This is a genomic window from Methylobacterium sp. J-043 (assembly GCF_022829505.1).
Classification (GTDB): Bacteria; Pseudomonadota; Alphaproteobacteria; order Rhizobiales; family Beijerinckiaceae; genus Methylobacterium; species Methylobacterium extorquens_A.
In genome coordinates this window covers 37,934-58,101 of the sequence record NZ_JAKSYB010000065.1, presented here as the reverse complement: position 1 = coordinate 58,101, position 20,168 = coordinate 37,934, and the positions used below count along the sequence as shown (strand labels likewise).

21 protein-coding genes are annotated in these 20,168 nt (G+C 68.1%); 5 read left to right on the top strand and 16 right to left on the bottom strand.

From position 1 onward, the window contains the following. Window positions 1–245: 245 nt before the first annotated feature. Together MKK50_RS21465 and MKK50_RS21460 are read right to left on the bottom strand one after the other, a co-directional pair. On the bottom strand, window positions 246–875 hold the full coding sequence (locus MKK50_RS21465; RefSeq protein WP_499025200.1) for a ribonuclease D: 630 nt from the start codon (window positions 873–875) through the stop codon (window positions 246–248). 95 nt (window positions 876–970) lie between these two features. Continuing rightward, a complete protein-coding gene (locus MKK50_RS21460) occupies window positions 971–1,336 on the bottom strand; it encodes a ComEA family DNA-binding protein (protein WP_499025198.1) in 366 nt (121 codons plus the stop codon). Window positions 1,337–1,642: 306 nt separating this feature from the next. Here MKK50_RS21460 and MKK50_RS21455 point away from each other — a divergent pair, with 306 nt between their 5' ends. The 3 genes from MKK50_RS21455 (at window position 1,643) to MKK50_RS21445 (ending at window position 3,505) form a co-directional block, all read left to right on the top strand. After that, the gene (locus MKK50_RS21455) at window positions 1,643–1,975 is read left to right on the top strand and encodes a CsbD family protein (RefSeq protein ID WP_499025197.1); all 333 of its coding nucleotides are present in this window, start codon (window positions 1,643–1,645) and stop codon (window positions 1,973–1,975) included. A 47-nt stretch (window positions 1,976–2,022) separates the two neighbouring features. Beyond that, window positions 2,023–2,934, top strand: a complete 912-nt coding sequence (locus tag MKK50_RS21450) for a PhnA-like protein (protein ID WP_499025196.1) — start codon at window positions 2,023–2,025, stop codon at window positions 2,932–2,934. 151 nt (window positions 2,935–3,085) lie between these two features. Next, complete coding sequence (locus tag MKK50_RS21445) at window positions 3,086–3,505, top strand: BA14K family protein (protein WP_499025195.1); 420 nt, start codon at window positions 3,086–3,088, stop codon at window positions 3,503–3,505. 105 nt (window positions 3,506–3,610) lie between these two features. Here the strand turns inward: MKK50_RS21445 and MKK50_RS21440 are convergent, their stop codons facing one another. Next, the gene (locus MKK50_RS21440) at window positions 3,611–5,137 is read right to left on the bottom strand and encodes a sensor domain-containing diguanylate cyclase (RefSeq protein ID WP_499025192.1); all 1,527 of its coding nucleotides are present in this window, start codon (window positions 5,135–5,137) and stop codon (window positions 3,611–3,613) included. A 347-nt stretch (window positions 5,138–5,484) separates the two neighbouring features. Between MKK50_RS21440 and MKK50_RS21435 the strand changes: the two genes are divergently transcribed. Next, a complete protein-coding gene (locus MKK50_RS21435; protein ID WP_253372301.1) occupies window positions 5,485–6,804 on the top strand; it encodes an MFS transporter in 1,320 nt (439 codons plus the stop codon). 36 nt (window positions 6,805–6,840) lie between these two features. On the opposite strand, the gene MKK50_RS21430 is transcribed toward MKK50_RS21435, so the two are convergent. After that, entirely contained in the window at window positions 6,841–7,272 is a 432-nt protein-coding gene (locus MKK50_RS21430; RefSeq protein WP_499025190.1) for a PaaI family thioesterase, read from the bottom strand. Window positions 7,273–7,315: 43 nt separating this feature from the next. Between MKK50_RS21430 and MKK50_RS21425 the strand changes: the two genes are divergently transcribed. Beyond that, a complete protein-coding gene (locus tag MKK50_RS21425; protein WP_499025189.1) occupies window positions 7,316–7,879 on the top strand; it encodes a CoA-binding protein in 564 nt (187 codons plus the stop codon). A gap of 60 nt (window positions 7,880–7,939) precedes the next feature. Here the strand turns inward: MKK50_RS21425 and MKK50_RS21420 are convergent, their stop codons facing one another. From MKK50_RS21420 to MKK50_RS21365, 12 genes are all read right to left on the bottom strand, one after another. After that, window positions 7,940–8,365 (bottom strand): organic hydroperoxide resistance protein, encoded by a 426-nt coding sequence (locus tag MKK50_RS21420; RefSeq protein ID WP_056192596.1) that lies wholly within the window; start codon window positions 8,363–8,365, stop codon window positions 7,940–7,942. A 152-nt stretch (window positions 8,366–8,517) separates the two neighbouring features. Continuing rightward, window positions 8,518–9,780 carry an MFS transporter gene (locus tag MKK50_RS21415; protein WP_499025187.1) on the bottom strand — a complete coding sequence of 421 codons (1,263 nt, stop codon included), beginning with the start codon at window positions 9,778–9,780 and terminating at the stop codon, window positions 8,518–8,520. Next, a complete protein-coding gene (locus MKK50_RS21410) occupies window positions 9,777–10,775 on the bottom strand; it encodes a MaoC family dehydratase (protein WP_499025186.1) in 999 nt (332 codons plus the stop codon). Before MKK50_RS21410 ends, MKK50_RS21415 begins: the two co-directional genes overlap by 4 nt. Window positions 10,776–10,875: 100 nt before the next feature. Beyond that, the gene (locus tag MKK50_RS21405) at window positions 10,876–11,847 is read right to left on the bottom strand and encodes a type II secretion system F family protein (RefSeq protein WP_499025184.1); all 972 of its coding nucleotides are present in this window, start codon (window positions 11,845–11,847) and stop codon (window positions 10,876–10,878) included. Between the two features lie 72 nt (window positions 11,848–11,919). Then, window positions 11,920–12,891 carry a type II secretion system F family protein gene (locus MKK50_RS21400; protein ID WP_499025183.1) on the bottom strand — a complete coding sequence of 324 codons (972 nt, stop codon included), beginning with the start codon at window positions 12,889–12,891 and terminating at the stop codon, window positions 11,920–11,922. Beyond that, window positions 12,888–14,336 carry a TadA family conjugal transfer-associated ATPase gene (locus MKK50_RS21395; RefSeq protein ID WP_499025180.1) on the bottom strand — a complete coding sequence of 483 codons (1,449 nt, stop codon included), beginning with the start codon at window positions 14,334–14,336 and terminating at the stop codon, window positions 12,888–12,890. The genes MKK50_RS21400 and MKK50_RS21395 overlap by 4 nt, the downstream gene beginning before the upstream one ends. A 47-nt stretch (window positions 14,337–14,383) precedes the next feature. Further along, entirely contained in the window at window positions 14,384–15,628 is a 1,245-nt protein-coding gene (locus MKK50_RS21390) for a CpaE/TadZ family protein (protein ID WP_499025179.1), read from the bottom strand. An 84-nt stretch (window positions 15,629–15,712) separates the two neighbouring features. Beyond that, window positions 15,713–16,459 carry a CpaD family pilus assembly protein gene (locus MKK50_RS21385; protein WP_499025178.1) on the bottom strand — a complete coding sequence of 249 codons (747 nt, stop codon included), beginning with the start codon at window positions 16,457–16,459 and terminating at the stop codon, window positions 15,713–15,715. A 25-nt stretch (window positions 16,460–16,484) separates the two neighbouring features. Further along, a complete protein-coding gene (locus MKK50_RS21380) occupies window positions 16,485–17,993 on the bottom strand; it encodes a type II and III secretion system protein family protein (protein ID WP_499025176.1) in 1,509 nt (502 codons plus the stop codon). A gap of 11 nt (window positions 17,994–18,004) precedes the next feature. Then, entirely contained in the window at window positions 18,005–18,790 is a 786-nt protein-coding gene (gene cpaB / locus MKK50_RS21375) for a Flp pilus assembly protein CpaB (RefSeq protein WP_499025174.1), read from the bottom strand. 193 nt (window positions 18,791–18,983) lie between these two features. Next, window positions 18,984–19,493 (bottom strand): A24 family peptidase, encoded by a 510-nt coding sequence (locus MKK50_RS21370; protein ID WP_499025172.1) that lies wholly within the window; start codon window positions 19,491–19,493, stop codon window positions 18,984–18,986. Window positions 19,494–19,633: 140 nt separating this feature from the next. Next, window positions 19,634–19,840, bottom strand: a complete 207-nt coding sequence (locus MKK50_RS21365) for a Flp family type IVb pilin (protein ID WP_499025171.1) — start codon at window positions 19,838–19,840, stop codon at window positions 19,634–19,636. Window positions 19,841–20,168 lie beyond the last annotated feature (328 nt).

Below are 20,168 nucleotides of genomic sequence, written 5' to 3'. Positions count from 1 at the left end.
CTTGCGGTCGCGCCCCGCCGGCCGGATACCCCGGTGCGGTGGCAAAGTTATGGCCTCGTCTTTGCGAAATGATCAACGGCACCCGCGTGCGCCCTCGCACCGAAAGCAGCATGAAACTTCGCATCCCGACATGCTTCCTGCGCGGCGTTGCCGGCCGGCATCGCTCCCGGCACCGCAGTGACGCGGCTCGCTCAGATGCTCTCTACTTCGCCGGATCAGCCCTGACCTTGGAGGGCCCTTGAGTCTCAGGCGTGGGCGAAGATGTCGACTTCCGGCCAGCCGGCGAGATCGAGCTTGGATCGGGTCGGCAGGAAGTCGAAACAGGCCCGCGCCATCTCGGTGCGACCCTCACGGGCCAGCATGGCATCGAGACGCTCGCGGGCGGCATGCAGATGAAGGACGTCGGACGCCGCGTAGTCGATCTGCGCCTGGCTCAGGGTACCCGCGCCCCAGTCGGACGATTGCTGCTGCTTGGAGAGATCGACGCCCACGAGCTCGCGCACGACGTCCTTGAGGCCGTGACGGTCGGTGTAGGTGCGGGCGAGCTTCGAGGCGATCTTCGTGCAATAGACCGGCGCCGGCATGACGCCGAAGGCGTTGAACAGCACCGCGAGATCGAACCGGGCGAAGTGGAAAATCTTGACGACGCCCGCATCGGCTAGGACCGCCATGAGCCGTTCCGGCGCCGGGTCGCCGGGCCGGATCTGCACCACATCGGCGCTGCCGTCGCCGCGGGACACCTGCACGACGCAGAGCCGATCGCGATGCGGGTTGAGCCCCAGCGTCTCGGTATCGATCGCGATCGCCTCGCCCGGCTCGAAATCGGGCGGCAGGTCGCCGTGGTGGAGGCGGATCCGGGAAGGGGCGGCGGCCATCGTGGGTTCAAGCGTGCTCGAAGGGCGGGACGACCCGCGCGTAGCACCGCGCGCGCCGTCCCGATAGCTCCGCCGATCCACCGGCGGATGAAACGCTACTTCTGCTTGGCGATGATCTGGTCCTTGATGCCGGCATAGACCGCTTCCGGCACGATCTTCTTGCGGACCAGTTCGTCCTTGCCGCGATAGGGGCGCCCCTTGACGATGGCCGCCGAGCGGGCCTCGCCGATGCCCTTGAGCCGGCTCAGTTCCTCGGCGCTGGCCGAGTTGATGTCGATCAATTCCGCCTTCGCATCCGCCTTGGCGGCTGCGGCAGGTGTGGCGGCCGGCGCGGTTGCGGGGGCGCTGGCCGGTGGCTTCGTGGTGGGGGATGGCGTGGCCGGACTCGGCGCCTGTGCCAGGGCCGGGGCGGCAGCGAGTCCGATCAGAACGGTGATGGTGCGCAGCAGAGACGAACGCATGTCGATCTCCCGACATCTCGGGGCGGCGGGGCGCCGCGCCCTATCCCGACACGTAGGGCAAATCGGTTGAACCGTCCTTGAACGCGATCCGGCGGCAATCCGAACACTTCAGGAGACGGCATTCCTTGAAAAGAAGCGGGAGACCTGGCGCGATTGTGACACAGGATTCGCAGTGCGGCCGCGGAACCACAGTGTTCGCAACTCGTTCGTGCACCGCTGCCCGGTCAAGCTCACGACCGGCAACGAACGTCGGTCTGCCCCCCGAAAGGCGACACGACGAGGACTTTTCGAGCGAGGAATGCGACCATGGTCGATGGCAACAGGATCACCGGCGCCGCCCGGGAGTTGGGCGGAAAGCTTCAGGGCGCGATCGGAGATCTGACCGGCTCCCGCGACGATTCGGCCGAGGGCCGCCTGCGCGAGGCCGCGGGCCGGGTGGAGAACGTCTACGGTCAGGCCAAGGACGCCGCGCGGCACGCCGCGGACGAGGCCTACGACACCGCCGAGGTCCTCTACGATCGCGGCCGCCGCTCCCTGCAGGAGGGACACGAGCGCTCGGTCGAGTGGCCGCACACGTCCCTCCTCATTGCCGGCCTCGTCGGCTTCGGCCTCGGCCTTCTCGTGCGCGGGCGCAACTGACGCCTGCCCCCTTCCTCTTCGAACGGCCCCAGACTCGGAGTACCAGAGTGTCCTACCCTTCCGGCTTCCAACCCTCGCCCATCGACGGCACGCGGAGCCTCGCCCACGAGACCGTCGCCCTCAATCAGGTCTCGTGGGGCGCCGTCTTCGCAGGCGCCGCGACCGCGCTGGTGACGCAGGTCGTCATCAACCTCGGAGGCGTCGCCGCCGGCCTCGCCTCGGTCGGCCTCGATACGGCCGAGAACCCGTCGGCGTCGAACTTCTCCCTCGGGGCCGGCGCGTGGTTCGTCGCCTCCGGGGTCATCGCCTCCCTGGTCGGCGGCCTGATCGCCGGTCGCCTTTCCGGCAAGCCCCTGCGCGGCGTCGCCGGGCTGCACGGCTTCGTGTCGTGGGTCGTCACCACCCTCGTCGTCCTCTACCTGCTGACCTCCGCCGCCAGCGGCATCGTCGGCAGCGCCGTCAGCACGGTGGGCTCGGCCCTCGGCGGAGCCGGTAACCTCGTCGGCGGAACGATTCAGACCGCAGCGCAGGCCGCCGCTCCCTCGCTGACCAAGGTCTCCAACCCGCTCGATCAGATCGAGCGGCGGGTGAAGGATCAGGCCGCCGGCCAGGACCCGCAGGCCGCCCGCGATGCCGCCGTCTCGGCCGTGCGTGCCCTGCTCTCGGGCGACGCCGCCGACAAGCAGCAGGCGGAGACGCGCGCTGCCGACGCGCTCGCCAAGGCGCAGAACATCCCGGTCGATCAGGCGCGCCAGCAGGTCCAGGACTACCAGAAGCAGTACGAGCAGGCGGTCGCCACCGCCAAGAAGCAGGCAGAAGAGGCGGCCAAGACCGCCAAATCCGTCGCGACCCAGGGCGCCCTCTACGCCGCGATCGCGCTGATCCTCGGCGCCATCGCCGCCTTCATCGGCGGGCTTCTCGCCGCGCCGAAGCCGGCTTCCCTGACCGTTCGCGACTGAACCGTCGGTCCGGCCCCGATCCGGCGGCCTCCCCGCCGCCGGACGCGGGTACCCGCTTCGCACGTTGTAGAGAATGGAGCGCCGGCCGTTCGCACCGGCCGGCGCTCCCGTTTCGAACTGAGGCTCGACGACCGATGGAGCATTCAAACCGATGAAATCGACCTTCGCCCTCGTTGCCATGACCGCTCTGCTCGTCGGCACGCCGGCTTTGGCTGCACCCGCGCCTCAGAGCCCGGTGGAAGCCCTGGTTCGGGGCGACCTGCCGACCGACTATGTCCAGTACCGCCGCTACGGCCACCGCCATTATGGGCACCGCCGCTACGGCTACGGTCGGGGCTATCGCCGCGGTCCGGGCGTCGGAGCCGCCGTCGGCGCCGGTGTCGCGGGCCTCGCGGCCGGTGCCATCCTCGGTGGTGCCATCGCCAACTCACAGGCCCAGGCCGCGCCCGTCGTGGTTCAGGGCGGCGGCGATCCGGAGGCTGTGGCGGCCTGCGCCCGCCGCTTCCGCTCCTATGACGCGCGCAGCGGCACCTATCTCGGCAACGATGGCGCCCGCCACCCCTGCCCGTAAGCGCAACACTCCACCCGCGCCCGCACGATATCGGTGCGCGGGTGGCCGAGTCGGGGCGGCTGTGACGATGAAGCTCCGCCCGATACGGCCGACTGTGCCGCTTCGTCAGGCCGCATATCGGGTCTGATTCCGCCCGCCCGCCTTAGCCTCGTAGAGTGCCGCGTCGGCCCGCCGGTAGAGATCCTCGGCGGTTTCCTTGCCGGAACGCACGGCGAGGCCGAGACTCACGGTGATCGTTCGGGGAGCGATGCCGGCGGAGGGCACGGCAAATCCAGCGATCGCATGGTGAATCGCCTCGGCGATGCGAGTCGCGCCGTTACGGTCGGTCCCCGGCAGCAGCACCGCGAACTCCTCTCCGCCGATGCGGGCGACGAGGTCGCCTGGTCGGCGAACGCTGGCGCTCAAGCTGGCCGCGAGCCCCTTGAGCACGGCGTCGCCGATCGCGTGGCCGTAGCGATCATTGTAGCGCTTGAAGTGGTCGGCATCGATCAGGATGAGCGCGAGCGGGCTGCCCGTATTCCGGGACGTCTCCCAGCTTTGAGCGAAGACCGTTTCGAAGCATCGCCGGTTCGGTAGGCCGGTCAGAACGTCGGTCTGGGCAAGCCGAGCCAGTTCGGCCTGCATGGCCGCACTGCGGCGCAGTTCCCGCCCGAACAGGAGCGAGAGCAGAACGGTCAATCCACACAGGGCGAGAACCGCGAAGCCGATGACGGCCGCCTTCTCCCGCCATTCGGCCTCGATCTCCCGCGTTCCGAGGGCGACATTGAGAACGAGCGGCAAATCGCCGACCTGGGTGAAGGCGTAGTACCGCTCGACGCCGTCGCGGACGGAGACGCCCTTGAAGCTGCCGTCGCGCTTGACCACGAAATTCTGGAAGGTCGGGGCACCGGCGATGTTCGCACCGATGTCGCCCTCAACGGAAGGGTACCGCATCACGCGGGTGCCATCCCGCAGATAGAGGTTGATCCCGCCTTCGCGACCAAGCCCGATCCGGGCGAACAAGCGGCTGAAATAGGACAGTTTCAGGCTCGCCAACACGACGCCGCCGAAGCTACCGTCCGGCTTGTCGATGCGCCGGCTCAATACGATGACCGGTTCGCCGAGCAGACGCGATATCAAGGGCCGGCTGATGTGCAGGCCGAGGTCGGCATGCGTCTTGTGATCCTGGAAATAACTGCGGTCGGCACTGTTGAGCCGGCGGGGCGTGTCAGAGTTCGCATCGATGATGCTGTCGCCGTTCTCGTCGACGACGAGCATGACCCCCATGTCGCGGGCGGTCGCGGCACGATCGAACAGGGCGAGGCGGCGCAGGGACGGGCTGATCTCCGCCAGTCCAGCCGCCTTGAGGTTGTCGGTGACCCCCTGCAGGGACAGATCGATGATCTCGACGTTGCGGGCGATGTCACGCTCGATCACCTGAAGCAGGTTCTTCGACGTCTGCTCGGCCTTGTCCCAAGCGTCCTGGCGAAGTTCGAGTAGCATGAGGGCCGAGAGCACCAGCATCCCGATCGGCGCAAGCACGCCGAGGATGATCCAGCTCCGGGCGGAGCGGACGCGCAGGGCCAGCGCAAGCCATTGCGCCGACAGCGATCCTTCCCGCATCCAGTTCCGTTCGCCTTCGGGGGTACGCATCGGCTTCGTTCTGACGAATGGTCCCCTCTTTTCCGGTGCGGCGCTCTAAGCAAACCTTTCGCCGGGCCGCGACGGCGGCGCTCGATCCGACCATGGCTAAGGCGGCGTTACCGGGGGCCGCCGTCATCCACATTCCACGCATTCGTGATCGCGATGCCGGGATTACCATCATCTCCGATCGGAACGATCCGGCCGAGCGGGCTTTAGCGCCGGGATCGAACGGGCTTGCGATCGTCGCGAGACGCCGTTTGTGCCGCCCGACCCCTGGAAACACTCATTTCGCAACGTCGTTTTCGAAGGCCGACCTTCGCCCTTCCGGACGCTGCGCCGACCCGTGGACATTGCCGATGCGTGGCGACGCACTTCCCTCGATCGATCCCGTGTCGCGCCAGCCCTCCCGGCGCGCATTGCGTGGGCTCGACCTGCTCAACGTGACCCTCGCCGACGTGCGCGACGGCCTCGGCCCCTATCTCGCCATCTACCTTCTGGCCGTGCGCGGGCCCGATCAGGGCTGGAACGAGGCGACGATCGGTCTTGTGATGACGATCGCCGGCGTTGCCGGATTGCTCGCCCAGACGCCCGCGGGCGCCCTGATCGACCGCACCAATGCCAAGCGCGGCGTCGTCATCGCCGCGGCGGTGGTCGTGACGCTGAGTTGTCTCGTTCTCCCCTGGATCTCGAATTTCACGCTCGTGGCCGCCACGCAGGCGCTGGCCAGCATGGCGGGTTCGATCTTCGCGCCGGCGCTGACCGGCATCACGCTGGGGATCGTCGGCCCGAAGCTGTTCTCGAAGCGCATCGGACGCAACGAGGGCTTCAACCATGCGGGCAACGCGGTCTCGGCGATGCTGGCGGGCGGCTTGGCCTATGTCTTCGGCCCCGTCGTCGTGTTCTGGCTCATGGGACTTCTCGCAGCCTGCTCGATCGTTGCGATGCTGATGGTGCCGGCCGAGGAAATCGACGACGACCTCGCCCGCGGCCTCGACTGCGCCGAAGACCAGAACTGCGAGCAGCCCTCGGGTCTGAGTTTGCTGTTGCGCAACCGCCACCTGATGCTGTTCGCGCTTCTCTGCGCCGCGTTCCACCTCGCCAACGCGGCGATGCTGCCCTCCGTCGGGCAGTTGCTCACCAAGGTCGTCGGCAAGGACAACGCGACCTCGCTGATCGCGGTTTGCATCGTCGCCGCGCAATGCGTGATGGTGCCGATGGCGGTGCTGGTGGGCGCCAAGGCCGACAGCTTCGGGCGCAAGCCGATTTTCCTCGTCGCCTTCGGCGTGCTGGCCCTGCGCGGCGTGCTCTACACGGTCTCGGACAACCCGTTCTATCTCGTGGCGGTCCAGTGCCTCGACGGCGTCGGCGCCGGCATCTACGGCGCGCTGTTCCCGATCGTCGTCGCCGACCTCACCCGCGGCACCGGCCGGTTCAACGTCGCCCAGGGCGCGGCGGCCACCGCACAGGGTCTCGGCGCGGCGCTTAGCGCGACGCTGGCCGGGGTGGTCATCGTGAGTGCGGGCTACTCGGCGGCCTTCCTCGTGCTGGCGGCGATCGCGGCGGCGGGTTTCGCGCTCTACCTGCTGTTCATGCCGGAAACCTTCGGCTACGAGCCGCGCCCGACGGACGCGCCGCCGAAATCGCCCTCGACGCCGCTCGCGGCGCCGGCCGAGTAGATCCGCCCACCGGCTCCATCACGAGCATCGACGGCCTCACCGCTCCGGCGGGATCGAGTAGGTGCCGGTGGCGTGGCAGACGATCGCCTCCCCGCCCGCACTCCGGATCGCGACCTCGCCCACCGCGAGGCGCCGCCCGAGCTTCAGGAGCCGGCATTCGGCAACGAGGGCGGCGGGGCCGGGGCGGCGCAGGAAGTTGACGTTCAGGCTCGTCGTCACGGCGAGCGCCACCGGGCCGATATTCGCGAGGATCGCCGCGTAGAGGACGTAATCGGCCAAGGCCATCATCGACGGGCCGGACACGGTGCCGCCGGGGCGCAGGTGGCGCTCATGGTAATCGAGGCGCATCCGCGCGGTGAGCGGACCGACCGCCTCCAGATGGTAGTGGCGCTCGCCCGCATTCATCTGCGGAAAGTCGCGCTCGAGGAAGGCGGCGGTCTCCTCCAGGCTCAACACGGTCTCGCTCATGCCCTGCCTTGCAGCACGCCGACGCATGGCGGACAAGGGCGGTATGATCCCGACGATCGACGACGCGCCCGACGGCATCGCCACCCGGCACGACCGCTATCCCGATGCGCAGATCCGCGCCGTCCTCAAGGACGCGCGCTCGATCGCCCTGGTGGGCGCCTCGGCCAATCCGGCGCGGCCAAGCTATATCGTCTTCAAGTACCTGGCCGAGCGCGGCTACGCGGTGACGCCGGTCAATCCGGGGCTGGCGGGCCAGACCCTGCTCGGCCGGCCGGTGATCGCGAGGCTGTCCGACCTGACCGGTCCGGTCGACATGGTCGAGATCTTCCGCAGTTCCGCTGCGGCGGGTCCGCTGGTCGATGAGGCACTGGCGCTGCCGGTGCCGCCGAAGGTGATCTGGATGCAACTCGGCGTGCGCGACGACGCGGCCGCCGCGCGGGCCGAGGCAGCGGGCGTCACGGTGATCATGAACCGCTGCCCGAAGATCGAGTACGGCCGGCTTTCCGGCGAGATCGGCTGGACCGGGGTGAACTCCCGCATCATCAGCGCGAAGAAGCCGGTGATGGCAAAAGGCGGCGTGCAGAAACGGACGATCGAGGGCACGTGACGCAAGAACGCCCCCGGCCTTGGGCCGAGGGCGCTTCGAGGCTATCGATCAGGGTAAGGCTCAGGCGACCGTAAGGCCGACATCGACATTCCCCCGCGTCGCATTGGAATACGGACAGATCTGGTGGGCCGCCTCGACGAGGCGCTCCGCGTCGGCGCGGTCGAGGCCCGGCAGGCTGACCTTGAGGTCGGCGGTGATGCCGAAGCCGCCCTCGGAACGCGGGCCGATGCCGACCTGGGCGGTGACGGTGGTGTCGGCGGGCACCTTCAGCTTGAGCTGGCCGCCGGCGACCTTCAGGGCGCCGATGAAGCAGGCGGAATAGCCCGCAGCGAAGAGCTGCTCGGGATTGGCACCGGGGCCGCCCGCACCGCCGAGTTCCTTTGGGGTCGAGAGCTGGACCTGGAAGCTGCCGTCCTCCGTGCGGGCGGAGCCGTCGCGGCCACCCGTGGCGGAGGCAGTGGTGCGGTACTTCACATCGACGGTCATGAGTCTGTCCTCGTGATGGGAGTGGAGCGGGGCCGATCTGTTCGGCTTGGCCTCTTCCTATCGAGAATTTAGATTGCGCGCAATATAAATAGCGCACAATCTATTCGCTCGATGCATGGCTGATCCGCCTGGGATCGCGTGCTTTTGCGGCGTCAGGCGTCGTGGCCAGTTTCTGGCATGCAGGCGATGGCGGCGAGGCTGATCCCGGCAGCGACCGTCAGGTAGAGCCCGACCCATCCGATGCCACCCCAGCCGGCAAGCCATTGCGCGGCGAAGGGGGCGCCCGAAGCGCCGACGATACCGGCGAGATTGTAGGTCACCGAGGCACCGGTATAGCGCACCCGGGTCGGGAACAGTTCGGGCAGCAGCGCGCCCATCGGCCCGAAGATCCAGCCCATGGCAAAGAGAGCGAGGCAGAGGAAAGCGAGCACCAGGGCGGGCTCGCCGCTGCCGAGCATCGGCCCGAGCACCGCGCCGAGCGCCCCCGTGACGGCGAGCCCCGAGAGCATTACGGGCTTGCGCCCGAGCCGGTCGGCCGCCCATCCCGAAAGAGGGATCGACAGCGCCATGAACAGGATCGCGACGCACTCGAACAGCAGGAAGGTCTTTCGCGGGTAGCCGAGCGTGCCGGTGCCGTAGCTCAGCGCGAAGACGGTCGAGAGGTAGAACACCGCGTAGGCCGCCACCATGGCGAGCGTGCCGAGCAGCGTTGCGCGCCGATGCGCGGAAAAGATCGTGGCGAGCGGCACCCGCTCCGGCGGGGCCTGTTCGAGGGCGGCGCGGAAGGCCGGCGTCTCGGTGAGCTTGAGGCGAACATAGAGCCCGACGCCGACGAGGGCGGCCGAGGCCAGGAAGGGCAGACGCCAGCCCCAGGCCTCGAAATCCGCCGGGCTTAACGCCACGCTGAGCCCGAGGAACAGAAGGTTGGCGGCGATGAAGCCGATCGGCGCGCCGAGCTGCGGAAAGATCCCGTAGAGCGCGCGGCACCCCGGCGGCGCGTTCTCAACCGCGAGCAGGGCCGCCCCGCCCCATTCTCCGCCGAAGCCGACGCCCTGGCCGAAGCGCAGCAGGCAGAGCAGGGCCGGCGCCCACCAGCCGATGCTGGCATAGCCCGGCAGGCAGCCGATCAGGACCGTGGACAGCCCCATGATCATCAGCGAGGCGACCAGCGTCGCCTTGCGCCCGATCCGGTCGCCGAAATGCCCGAACGCCGCCGCGCCGACCGGCCGGGCGAGGAAGGCGATGGCGAAGGTCGCGAACGCCTGAAGCGTCTGAACGCCGGGCTCGCCCTGGGGGAAGAAGATCGGCCCGATCACCAGAGCGGCGGCGGTGGCGTAGATGTAGAAGTCGTAGAACTCGATCGCGGTGCCGACGAAGCTGGCGACGAGGATCCGGCGGGCGGACGGAGCGCTCATGCGGCCGCAGGCTCCCACTGCCAGAACACCGTGCCGGTGAACGCGAAGACCGGCTCGCCGCACTGATTCTCGGCGGTGTTGTGGTGGGTGGCGATGCCCCAGCCCGGCCGCGAGCGGGAGGCGCGGCGATCAACGAGTGTGCTGGCATAGCGGATCGTGTCACCGGCATAGACCGGCCGCAGCCATTTCAGATCCTTGAAGCCCGGCGAGGGGCCGAGCTGCGGCACCGGGCCGGAGCGGGCGGTGAGTGCGATGTCCCGGTCGAAGGTCGCGTTGAGCCGCTTCATCCAGACCGCCGCGGTCTGCCAGCCCGAGGCGCAGAGCGCGCCGAAATGCGTCGTCCGCGCAGCCTCCGCATCGAGATGGAAGATCTGCGGATCGTAGGCCCGCGCGAAGGCGATGATGTCGTCCGCCTCGAAGCGGTGGGCACCGAGATCGCGGGTCGTGCCAAGCTCCGCCCGCGCAAGGTAGGGCAGCGGCACCGCATCATCCGGCTCCGTCACGGGGGCCGTCTCGGTCGAGAGCTCGACCGGGCGCGGTGCGGGCGCAGCGCCGGCCCGCGCGAACAGCACCGCGAAGGCCTGGGTCATCACCGCCTCGCCGCGCCCGTTCGTCAGCGTCATCGAGAGCCGCGCCATGCCGCGGTCCGGCTTCGAGGATGAGGGGCGGACCTCCTCGACGCGGATCACCGCGCTCAGGGCGTCACCCGGCAGGACGGGTCTGAGCCAGCGCAGGGCAGTGATACCGGGCGACCCCATCGAGGTCGCGTGCGAGACGAGGCCGTCCGCGAGCAGCCGCATGCCGACCGCCGCCGTCTGCCAGCCCGAGCCGATCAGGGTGCCGACGAAGGTCGCCTTCGCCGCCGCCTCGTCGAGGTGGAAAGGCTGCGGATCGTAGTCCCGGGCGAAGGCGACGAGTTCGTCACGGCTGACGGTGATCGGCCCGGCCGCGTATTCCTGACCGGGCGCGAGATCGTCGAGGGAAAGCAGAGCCATGGGGTGCCGCGTCGCGGTGGAGATCCGCGTGTGGCTACAGCATCGAACGGCCACGTGCATCCGGGTTCGGGCCAAGGCGGCCCGCGGCCCCCGAAGCCGTCTACTTCATCGCCTCGTAGACCTGGATACCCGCGGGCGTCAGAAGAACCACGAACAGCACCGGCAGAAAGAACAGGATCATCGGCACGGTGAGCTTCGGCGGAAGCGAGGCGGCCTTCTTCTCGGCCTCGGTCATGCGAAAGTCGCGGCTCTCCTGCGCCAGCACACGCAGGGCCTGCCCCACCGGCGTGCCGTAGCGCTCGGCCTGCATCAACGCCGTGGTCAGCGACTTGACGATCTCCAGCCCCGTGCGCAGGGCGAGATTCTCATAGGCCACGCGCCGCTCGGGCAGGAAGGACAGCTCGGCGGTCAGGAGCGCCAGCTCCTCCGCGAGCACGGCCGATTGGCTCGCGACCTCCAGGCTGACCCGCCGGAAAGCGTTTTCGACCGACATGCCTGACTCGACGCAGATCAGACACAGGTCGAGGGCGTCGGGCCAGGCGCGGCGGATCTCCGCCTGCCGCTTGGAGGTGACGTTCGACAGGTACACCTCCGGCAGTTTGAGGCCGAAGAAGCCGGCAGCGAAGACGAGGCCGAGCCGGATGACGAACGGCTGGTCGAGCACTTCGAGCACGAACAGGTAAAACAGCGCGACGGCCGTGAGGGTGATCGGCATCACGAGGCGGAAGAAGAGGAAAGCGGTCTCCGCCCCCGCACCGCGATACCCGGCCCGGATCAGCTTGGCTTTGGCGGTCTCCGTCCCGAGCCAGCGGCCGAGGTTGAACTGCTCGACGACCCGCTTCATGTAGGCCTTCGGCTCGACGCGCAGCGTACCGCGGCTGTTGAGCCGCTCGCGTTCGCGCTGACGGATCTGCTCGCGCTCGTCGCTGACCAGCTTCATCCGCTTGGCGAGCGGGTCACCCTCCAGCAGCGGCTGCACCAGGGTGAAAGCCGTGGCCGCTGCGGCGATGCCGGCCAGCACCGCGGCGATGGTGCGGGGCGCGAACGCAGCGTTGACGAAGTCATCCAGCATCGGTGTCCGGCCCAGTCCGTCCCTTGCGGAGCGGCTCGGACCGCCCCTTCACGTCGCCATCCGGTGCGCGACTCAGATGTCGAAATTGATCATCTTCTTCATCACGAAGACGCCGGTCAGCATCCACAGACCCGAGATCACGAGGGCGATCTTGCCGATCGCCGTGGTCCACAGGAGCGCGGTGTAATCGGGACTCGAAAGGTAGGTCCCCCCGCCGACGACGAACGGCAGGGCACCGATGATGGCGGCCGACGCTTTGGCCTCCATGCTCATCGCCTGAATCTTGCCGGCCATCTTCTTGCGCTCGCGCAGCACCCGCGACAGGTTTCCGAGCGCCTCCGAGAGGTTGCCGCCGGCCTTCTGCTGAATGCCGATCACGATGGAGAAGAAGTTCACCTCCGTCACGGGCACGCGCTCGTACATGCGCAGGATCGCGTCGGACATCGACAGGCCGAGCGCCTGCGCCTCCATCGTCACCCGGAACTCGCTGCGCAGCGGCTCTTTCGCCTCGCGGGCGATCATGCGCAGGCAGTCGCCGAGGGGGATGCCAGAGCGTAGACCCCGCACCACCACATCCATGGCGTTGGGCAATTCCTCGATGAAGGCTGCGACCCGCCGCTTCTGCCGCCGCTTGAGCCACCAAGCGGGCAGGCCGAGCCCGCCCACGAACAACGCGAGCCCGGCGACGATCACATTCTGCGAGGCGAGGAAGGCGGCCAGCGCGAGGACGACGGCGGTGATCGCCGAGACGACCTGATACTTCTGGCGGCTCCAATCGAGGCCGGCGCGGGCGATGCGAAGTTCGAGCGTGACCTTGGTCTTGTCCTTCTTGGCTTCCAGCTCCTTGAGGCTCTTGGCGACCTGCTCGCGGCGGTTGGCGGCCGCGCCGCGCTCCGCGAGGACGGCCCGCGGCTGCCCCAGCGCCTTGCGACGCTGGTCCGCCCGCCGCTCGCCCGAGAGGGCGGGCATCAGGAACACGTAGGCGAGCGAACCGGCGGCCACCGCCACGAGCCCGACCGCCAGAGGGGCGTTGAGCGCGCTCACGATGCCGCCTCCACATCGACCACGGCGGCGTCGAGGGCGGCGGCCAGCGCCCGCTCCTCGCCGTAATAGCGCGCCCGCTCCCAGAAGCGCGGCCGGCCGATCCCGGTGGAGCGGTGGCGGCCGAGCAGGCGCCCGTTCGCGTCCTCCCCGAGCACATCGTAGACGAACAGATCCTGGGTGATGATGACCTCACCCTCCATCCCCATCACCTCGGTGATGTGGGTGATGCGCCGGGAGCCGTCGCGCATGCGCATGGCCTGGACGATCACGTCGATCGAGCCGGTGATCATCTCGCGCAACGTTCGCGAGGGCAGCGAGAAGCCGCCCATTGTGATCATCGACTCTATACGCGCAAGGCATTCGCGCGGGGAGTTGGCGTGCAGCGTGCCCATGGAGCCGTCGTGGCCGGTGTTCATCGCCTGCAGCAGATCGAAGGCTTCCGGTCCACGCACCTCGCCGACGATGATGCGTTCGGGGCGCATGCGCAGGCAGTTCTTGACGAGGTCGCGCATGGTGACCTGCCCCTGTCCCTCTAGGTTGGGCGGACGGGTCTCAAGGCGCACCACGTGCGGCTGCTGGAGCTGAAGCTCGGCGGCGTCCTCGCAGGTGATGACGCGCTCGTCTTGCTCGATGAAGGCGGTGAGGCAGTTGAGCAGGGTCGTCTTGCCCGAGCCGGTGCCGCCCGAGATCACGACGTTGCAGCGGACCTTGCCGATGATCTGCAGGATCTTGGCGCCCTCCGGCGAAATCGCCCCGAAGCGCACGAGCTGGTCGAGGGTGAGCTTGTCCTTCTTGAACTTACGGATGGTCAGCACCGGACCGTCGAGGGCGAGCGGCGGGGCGATGACGTTGACGCGCGAGCCGTCGGGCAGGCGCGCGTCGCAGATCGGCGAGGACTCGTCCACGCGGCGACCGACCTGACTGACGATCCGCTGGCAGATGTTCATCAGCTGCTGGTTGTCACGGAAGCGCACGGAGGTGAGCTGAATTTTGCCGGCGACCTCGATGAAGGTGCGGTTGGCGCCGTTGACCATCACGTCGGCGATGTCGTCGCGGGCCAGAAGCGGCTCCAGCGGACCGTAGCCGAGCACGTCGTTGCAGATGTCGTCGAGCAGTTCCTCCTGCTCGGCAATCGACAGCACGATGTTCTTGAGACCGATGATCTCGGAGACGATGTCGCGGATTTCCTCGCGCGCCGCCTCGCCTTCCAGCCGTGCGAGCTGGGCGAGGTCAATCGCCTCGATCAGCGCGCCGAAGATCATGCTCTTCGTGCGGAAGTAATCTTCGGATTTCGGCTGCTGCACCTGCGGCACCGGGGCGCTCGGCGGCTCGGGACGCGCGCGCACGGCCTCCTGCTGCAGGACCGGCGGGGTGACGGTCACCGGTCCGGCCGCGGGTGCGGCCGGGGCGGGCGCCGCGGCGGTATTGGAGCGTCGACCGAACATGGCGCCGCGCCTTCAGCAGTCTTGGGAGGAAAGAGCGCAGGACACCGTCAGGACGCCTTCTTGCGCGTCAGCCGGGCCAGCAGCGGCTCCAGGAGGTTGGCCCGGGCCCGGCGGATCTCGGCCCGCCCGGTCACGGCCGCAGCGAGATCGGAGAAGATCTCCGCGGGCTTCGAGCCGGCCTGCACCTCGGCGATCATCTGGCCGTTATTGGCAGCGGTGCCGAACAGGGCCGGATCGAAGGGAATGACCGCCTGGAGTGGGACGTCGAGCGCCTTGGCGAATTCGGCCGCCGCGATCTCGGGCCGCTTCGGCACGCCGACGCCGTTGAGGACGACCCGTGCCCGCGCATCGTTGGGACGCTGCTGATGCAGCAGGGCCAGCAGGTTCTTGACGTTGCGCAGGCCCGCCAGATCCGGCGGGGCGACGATCAGGATCTCGTCGGCGCTGATCAGCACGCGGCGGGTCCAGGCCGACCATTGATGCGGCACGTCGAGGACGATGCAGGGCACCGCCGCCCGCAGCAGGTCGGTGAGCGCATCGAAGGCGGGCTCGGTCAGGTCCACGGTGCGGTCGAGGGTGGCGGGCGCCGAGAGCAGGCTCAGGTTGTCGGCGCATTTCGAGAGCAGGCGGTCGAGCAGGTTGGCATCGAGGCGCTCGGGCGCGAACACCGCCTCGGCGATGCCCTGGGGCGGGTCCTGGTTGAAGTTGAGGCTCGCCGTGCCGAAGGCAACGTCGAGGTCGGCGATCACCGTCGCGGTGCCGTGCTCGCGGGCCACCGTCCAGGCAAGATTCTGGGCGACCGTCGAGCTGCCGACGCCGCCGCGCGCGCCGTAGACAGCGACCGTACGCCCCACCGGCTTCGCGCCCGGCGCCGCGAACAGGTCGGAGACGGCGGCGATCATCGCGACCGGCTCGACCGGCGCCATCAGATACTCGCTCACCCCCCGCTGGATGAACTGCCGGTAGAGCAACACGTCGTTGACGTGGCCGATCACCAGCACCTTCGTGCCCTCGTCGCAGACCTCGGCGAGCTGATCGAGGCATTCGAGCGGCCGCGACTTGAGATTCAGGAATTCGAGCACGATCACGTTGGGCGTGGGCGCGTGCCGGTACGCCTCGAGGGCTGCCGCTCCCCCGCCCATCTGCACCTTGACGTGGGCCTTCTGCATCCGGCGTTCGGCAGCGATGCCCTCGATCATCGCAGCCGTTTCCGGCGTTTCGCAGAAAGCCTGGATCGTGATCCGCGGCACCGGGGCGATCGTCCGCTCTGAAACCTCGTATGGGTCCGGCATGATGCGTGGTTTCCGGTTCTTATGCCGAGTGGCGCGGCCGGTGATCGACAAGGGTTCGAGGCGGCGCGCGAGCGACCAGGCAGGCTACTGGCTCTTCACTTCGCTGCTGACATTCGTCTGCCCATCCTGACGCCATTGCGTTGACGGATCCTTGCCCTCGCGGAGCTGGCCGAGATCCTTGGTGCGCAGGACCGTATCGATACGGCCCTCGGGCCGGCCGCGTACGAGGTCGATCGGATCGGCGACCTGGGCGGCGACGTTGGACTGCATCGCGCAGCCGAGATTCCATGTCGGCTCGTTCGACCAGTTGGCGCGCAGGTCGCTGGCGCCGAGGTCGCGCGGCCAGAGTCCGCACTTGTCGGCGACCTTGGCCTGCATCCGCTGGAAGCTCAGGCGCAGGGGCGAGGCCAATGTGGGGTTGGCGATCGGGTAGGCGGCCACCCGCACGCCGCCGGCCGGCACGCCCATCTCCGCCGCGAGGCGCCGGATCGATGCGCCGGTGCGCTCGACGGGCCCGGCCAAAGACGGAGATACGCCGCGCGGCAGCTCGACGAGGAGAATGCCGCGGCCGTAGCGCCGGTACTCCACGAGGAAGGCCTCGATGTCGGCACGCTGGCGCGGATCGATATGGCCGATTCCGGTGGGAAACACATCGAGGCTGCGGTCGGCATCGGCGAGCACGATCGGGTGGCGGGTGCGCACGTCGATCGGGTAGGTCGAGCCGGTGGTGGCGACCCGGTCCGCGCGGCAGGCACCGAGCCCGGCGGACAGAAGCACGGCGGCGGCCACCGGCCAGACGCGGGAAACGGGGGTGCGGACGGGGAAGGACATCGTGATTCGATCCTGATGGACGGGGTCAGTCGGCGATGAAGCCGACCCGGCCGCGATAGGCCGGCCCGAGGGTGCCGCCGCCGACCGTGCCGTAGATCTTGTTCAGACGTCCGAGCAGCACCGCCTGCCCGTCCGGCGCATCGACGAAGCCATCGTCCGGCCGCTGCACCTGCCGCGCCTCCATCGGCTGCGCGATGTAGGGGGTGACCATGATCATCAGTTCGGTCTCGTCGCGCTGGTAGTCGCGGGAGCGGAACAGGGCACCGAGGATCGGCAGGTTCATCAGCCCTGGCAGGCCGGAGATCGCCGCCCGGTTCTTCTGCTGGATCAGGCCGGCGGTCATCATGGTCGCGCCGGAGGCGAGCTCGACGGTGGTCTCGGAGCTGCGCTTCGTCGTGCCCGGCACGGGTGTCGGACGGTCGTTGAGGTAGTAGGTGAAGCTGTTCTGAGGATCGAGATCGACGACGTCGGTGGCGATCCGGACCGAAATGCGGTTCTCGGCCATGACGACGGGGGTGAACGCCAGGCTCACGCCGTAGGGTTTGTATGTCAGCGCGACGACGCAACCCTGACTGACCGACGTGCCGATCGAGACGGTCGAGGCGGCCGAGCAGCTTAGCGGCACCGGAATCTCGCCGCCCGCCGTGAATTTCGCAGACTCACCGGAAATCGCGGTCAGCGTCGGCTCGGCCAGAATGCGGGACACGCCGGCCTGCTCGAAGGCGCGCAAGGTGGCCTTGAAGGAAAACCCGCCCGTCTGGACGGATGCCGTCAGAGCATTGGCATCCGGACTCCGTGACCCGGTCAACGGAAAGCCCGTGTTGTTCGTGAGGACGTTTCCGCCCATCGGGTTCAACGCCGACCAATTGCCGCTGGTGCTGATACCGAACTGCTTCAGGACGGTGCGTGCCACCTCGACCACGGTGACGCGGATCATCACCTGATCCTTGTTGCGGATCGTCAGGTTGTTGATGACGGCGCCGCGGGTCGCGACACCGCCGCCGGCCGCGAGGCCGACGAAGGCGTTGGCGATGTCGAGCGCCTGCTGCGCCTCCGAGGCCGAGTTCACGCTGCCTGAGAGGACCAGCGAATCCCCGACCGCCTTCACGTCGAACCGGCCGCCGGGCAGGCTCTGCTGCAGCGACTGCCGCAGGACGTTGATGTCGCGGGCAATGGTAACGTCGAGCGCTGCGATCTGGCGTCCTTCGCCATCCATCACGAAGATCGAGGTCGCGCCGTTGTCGATGCCGATCAGGAAGAGCTTGCGGCTGGAGCGGACGACCGCGTTCGCGACCGCCGGGTTGGCCACGAACACTTCCTTGGCGTCGCGCGGCAGATCGACGATGAGCGAGCGGCCCTTGCTCAACTCGACCCGCCGGGACACGGCCGCCTCGTTGGGCCCGATCGTCAGGACGGGAGAAGCGCCGGCAGGGCTGGCCTGCGCCGGGACCGGGCCGAGCAGGACGGCCGGGGCGAGACAAGCGCCGGCGAGCAGGAGACAGGCAAGTCCGCGAAAGCGAGGGGCGGTCGTCATCGGTCCTGTCCTCACCGGCGCTGCTGCTTGGCGACGCCGAATCGCACCACGGTCATGGGTCCCTCGGGCGGCATGTCGGCCTCCTGCGAGAGGGAAGCGGTTCGGGCGGAATCCTGGATGCTGCGCAGCACGAGGGAGAGCTGCCCGACCTTCTGAGCCAGCGTCACGGTCTCGGCTTGTGCCGGGGTGAGGGCCAGGGTGGCGGTCTCCGCCGTCACGACGTTGGCGCCGTTCTTCTCCTGCACGATCTGGCCGACGGCGAGCACGCGCACGTCGGTCAGCAGCGTCTCGGCGAACTGCTCGCTGCCGTCGTTGCTGGTCTTGATGACGTCGACATGATCGTTCGGCAGGATGAAGCCGCCCGCCGAACTCGATCCGCGGGTATCCGTGGTGATCGCCACGGCCCGCATGCCGGGCGGCAGGATCGCCGACATGAAGCCGCTGCCGGCCTTGACGAGACGTTCGGGCCGGATCGGCTCGTTGGCCGAGAAGCCGGTGCGGATGATCGCACCGACCGAGTCCTCGAGTCCCTTGGGCGCCGCGCGGCGCTCGATCAGGCCCGGCGAGATCGCCTGTTCCGGCCAGGGCAGCCAGCGCAGATCCTCGGGCTTGAGGGTCTGGCCCATGGGCAGTTCGGCAGCGGCGACGAGGACTTCGCTCATCGGGACCGGCACGACGGGCTCGGCTTTCGCGACGGGCGCAGGCTCCGGCGCCTTCTCCTCCCCTTGCATCAAGAAGGCGGCGCCGCAGCCCGCAACGAGTGCGATCCCCAGGACGGCAAGACGGGCTGGTTTCATGGCAGGCGCGGGACCGTGACGACGGCTCCGTCGCCGTCTGGTTCCGAGACTTGCCCGGCATTCGTCAAGTTAGGGTTAACCGATCGTCACAGCGGCCTTCGCAATGGTGTCCCAACCGGCAATCGCTCGAGATCGGGCAAAACACGATGGCCGCCTCGTCGGCGGCCTACTCGATCGGATCCTTCACCGCCGATCAAGGCAGAGCGAGCCGATCCAATCCGACGGAGTTCGGGAGCACCAGCAGCGCGGCGGCGGCCAATGCGATGCCGTAGGGAACCCCGGTCTTCGTGTCGTGCAGATGAACGGCGAAGGGAAGCTTGAGCGCCAGCTTCGGCAGCGGATACTTGCGGGCGGACACGATCGACAGGGTGAGAGGCGCACCCAGGATCGAGGTCAGGATCAAGTATTCCGGAAGGTTCGCAAGGCCGATCCAGAGCGCCGTGCTCGCCGCGAGCTTGGCGTCGCCGCCTCCAATCCAGCCCCGGGCGAACAAGGCAAAGGTGATGACGAGCGTTAGGGCGCCGGCCGCCAGGTGCCGGGACAGATCGCTCCAGTCCATACCGGATACCACTGCGTAGAGTACGAACCCGATAAAAACGAGACCGGTCACGCGATTGGAAATCCGCATCGTCAGCAAATCGCTGGCGGCGGCATAAGCCATGAGAAATGGAAAGACGACACACAGAAGGAGGTAGGCTGCCATGCTCAACACGGAATGGTTCCTTCCCCACCTGTTCGTCGGTCTAGATACGCATCAGAGCGTCCAACCTACCTTAGGCTTTTGCGGGGCGTGACGAAGTATACTCGTCACGCCCTGAAAGCCACTGTCGCCTGACCGATCGATCAGTTGGCGGTGCCGAGCTTGGTGGTCTGCGTGTTGAGGCCGGTTCCGAGCGTTGCGAAGGCGGTCGTCAGGTTCGTCTTGAAGCTGGCGAAAATGCCGACGATCGCGATACCGATCATGGCAGCAACCATGCCGTATTCGATAGCAGTCGCGCCGGACTCGTCAGAGATGAAGCGCTTGGCGATATTCTTCACGATGATCTCCACTTGATTAGATCCGATGGGCGTCCGTCGGAATTCTGCAGAAGCCCCGATCGGCGACAGACCGAGTTGTAATCCCGACGCGTTGCATTTGGGTTAAATCGACCTCCTAACCAAGCCACTAGCCGGGTGTTTGCGAGCGGCAGTTAATGATGCGTTTCGACGATCGGTCGAATGGTTCGCTGGCGCCGGACGAGGCTCGTGAGCGTTGGACTTCCGGACAAGGTTAGCGCTTCCTTCATCAGTTTCCTGTTTCGTTCACGCCACGAGAGACGCCTCCGCTCCGGATTCGTGCCGCGGACACGGCACAGCCTTCAACGGAGAGCGTTGCCCT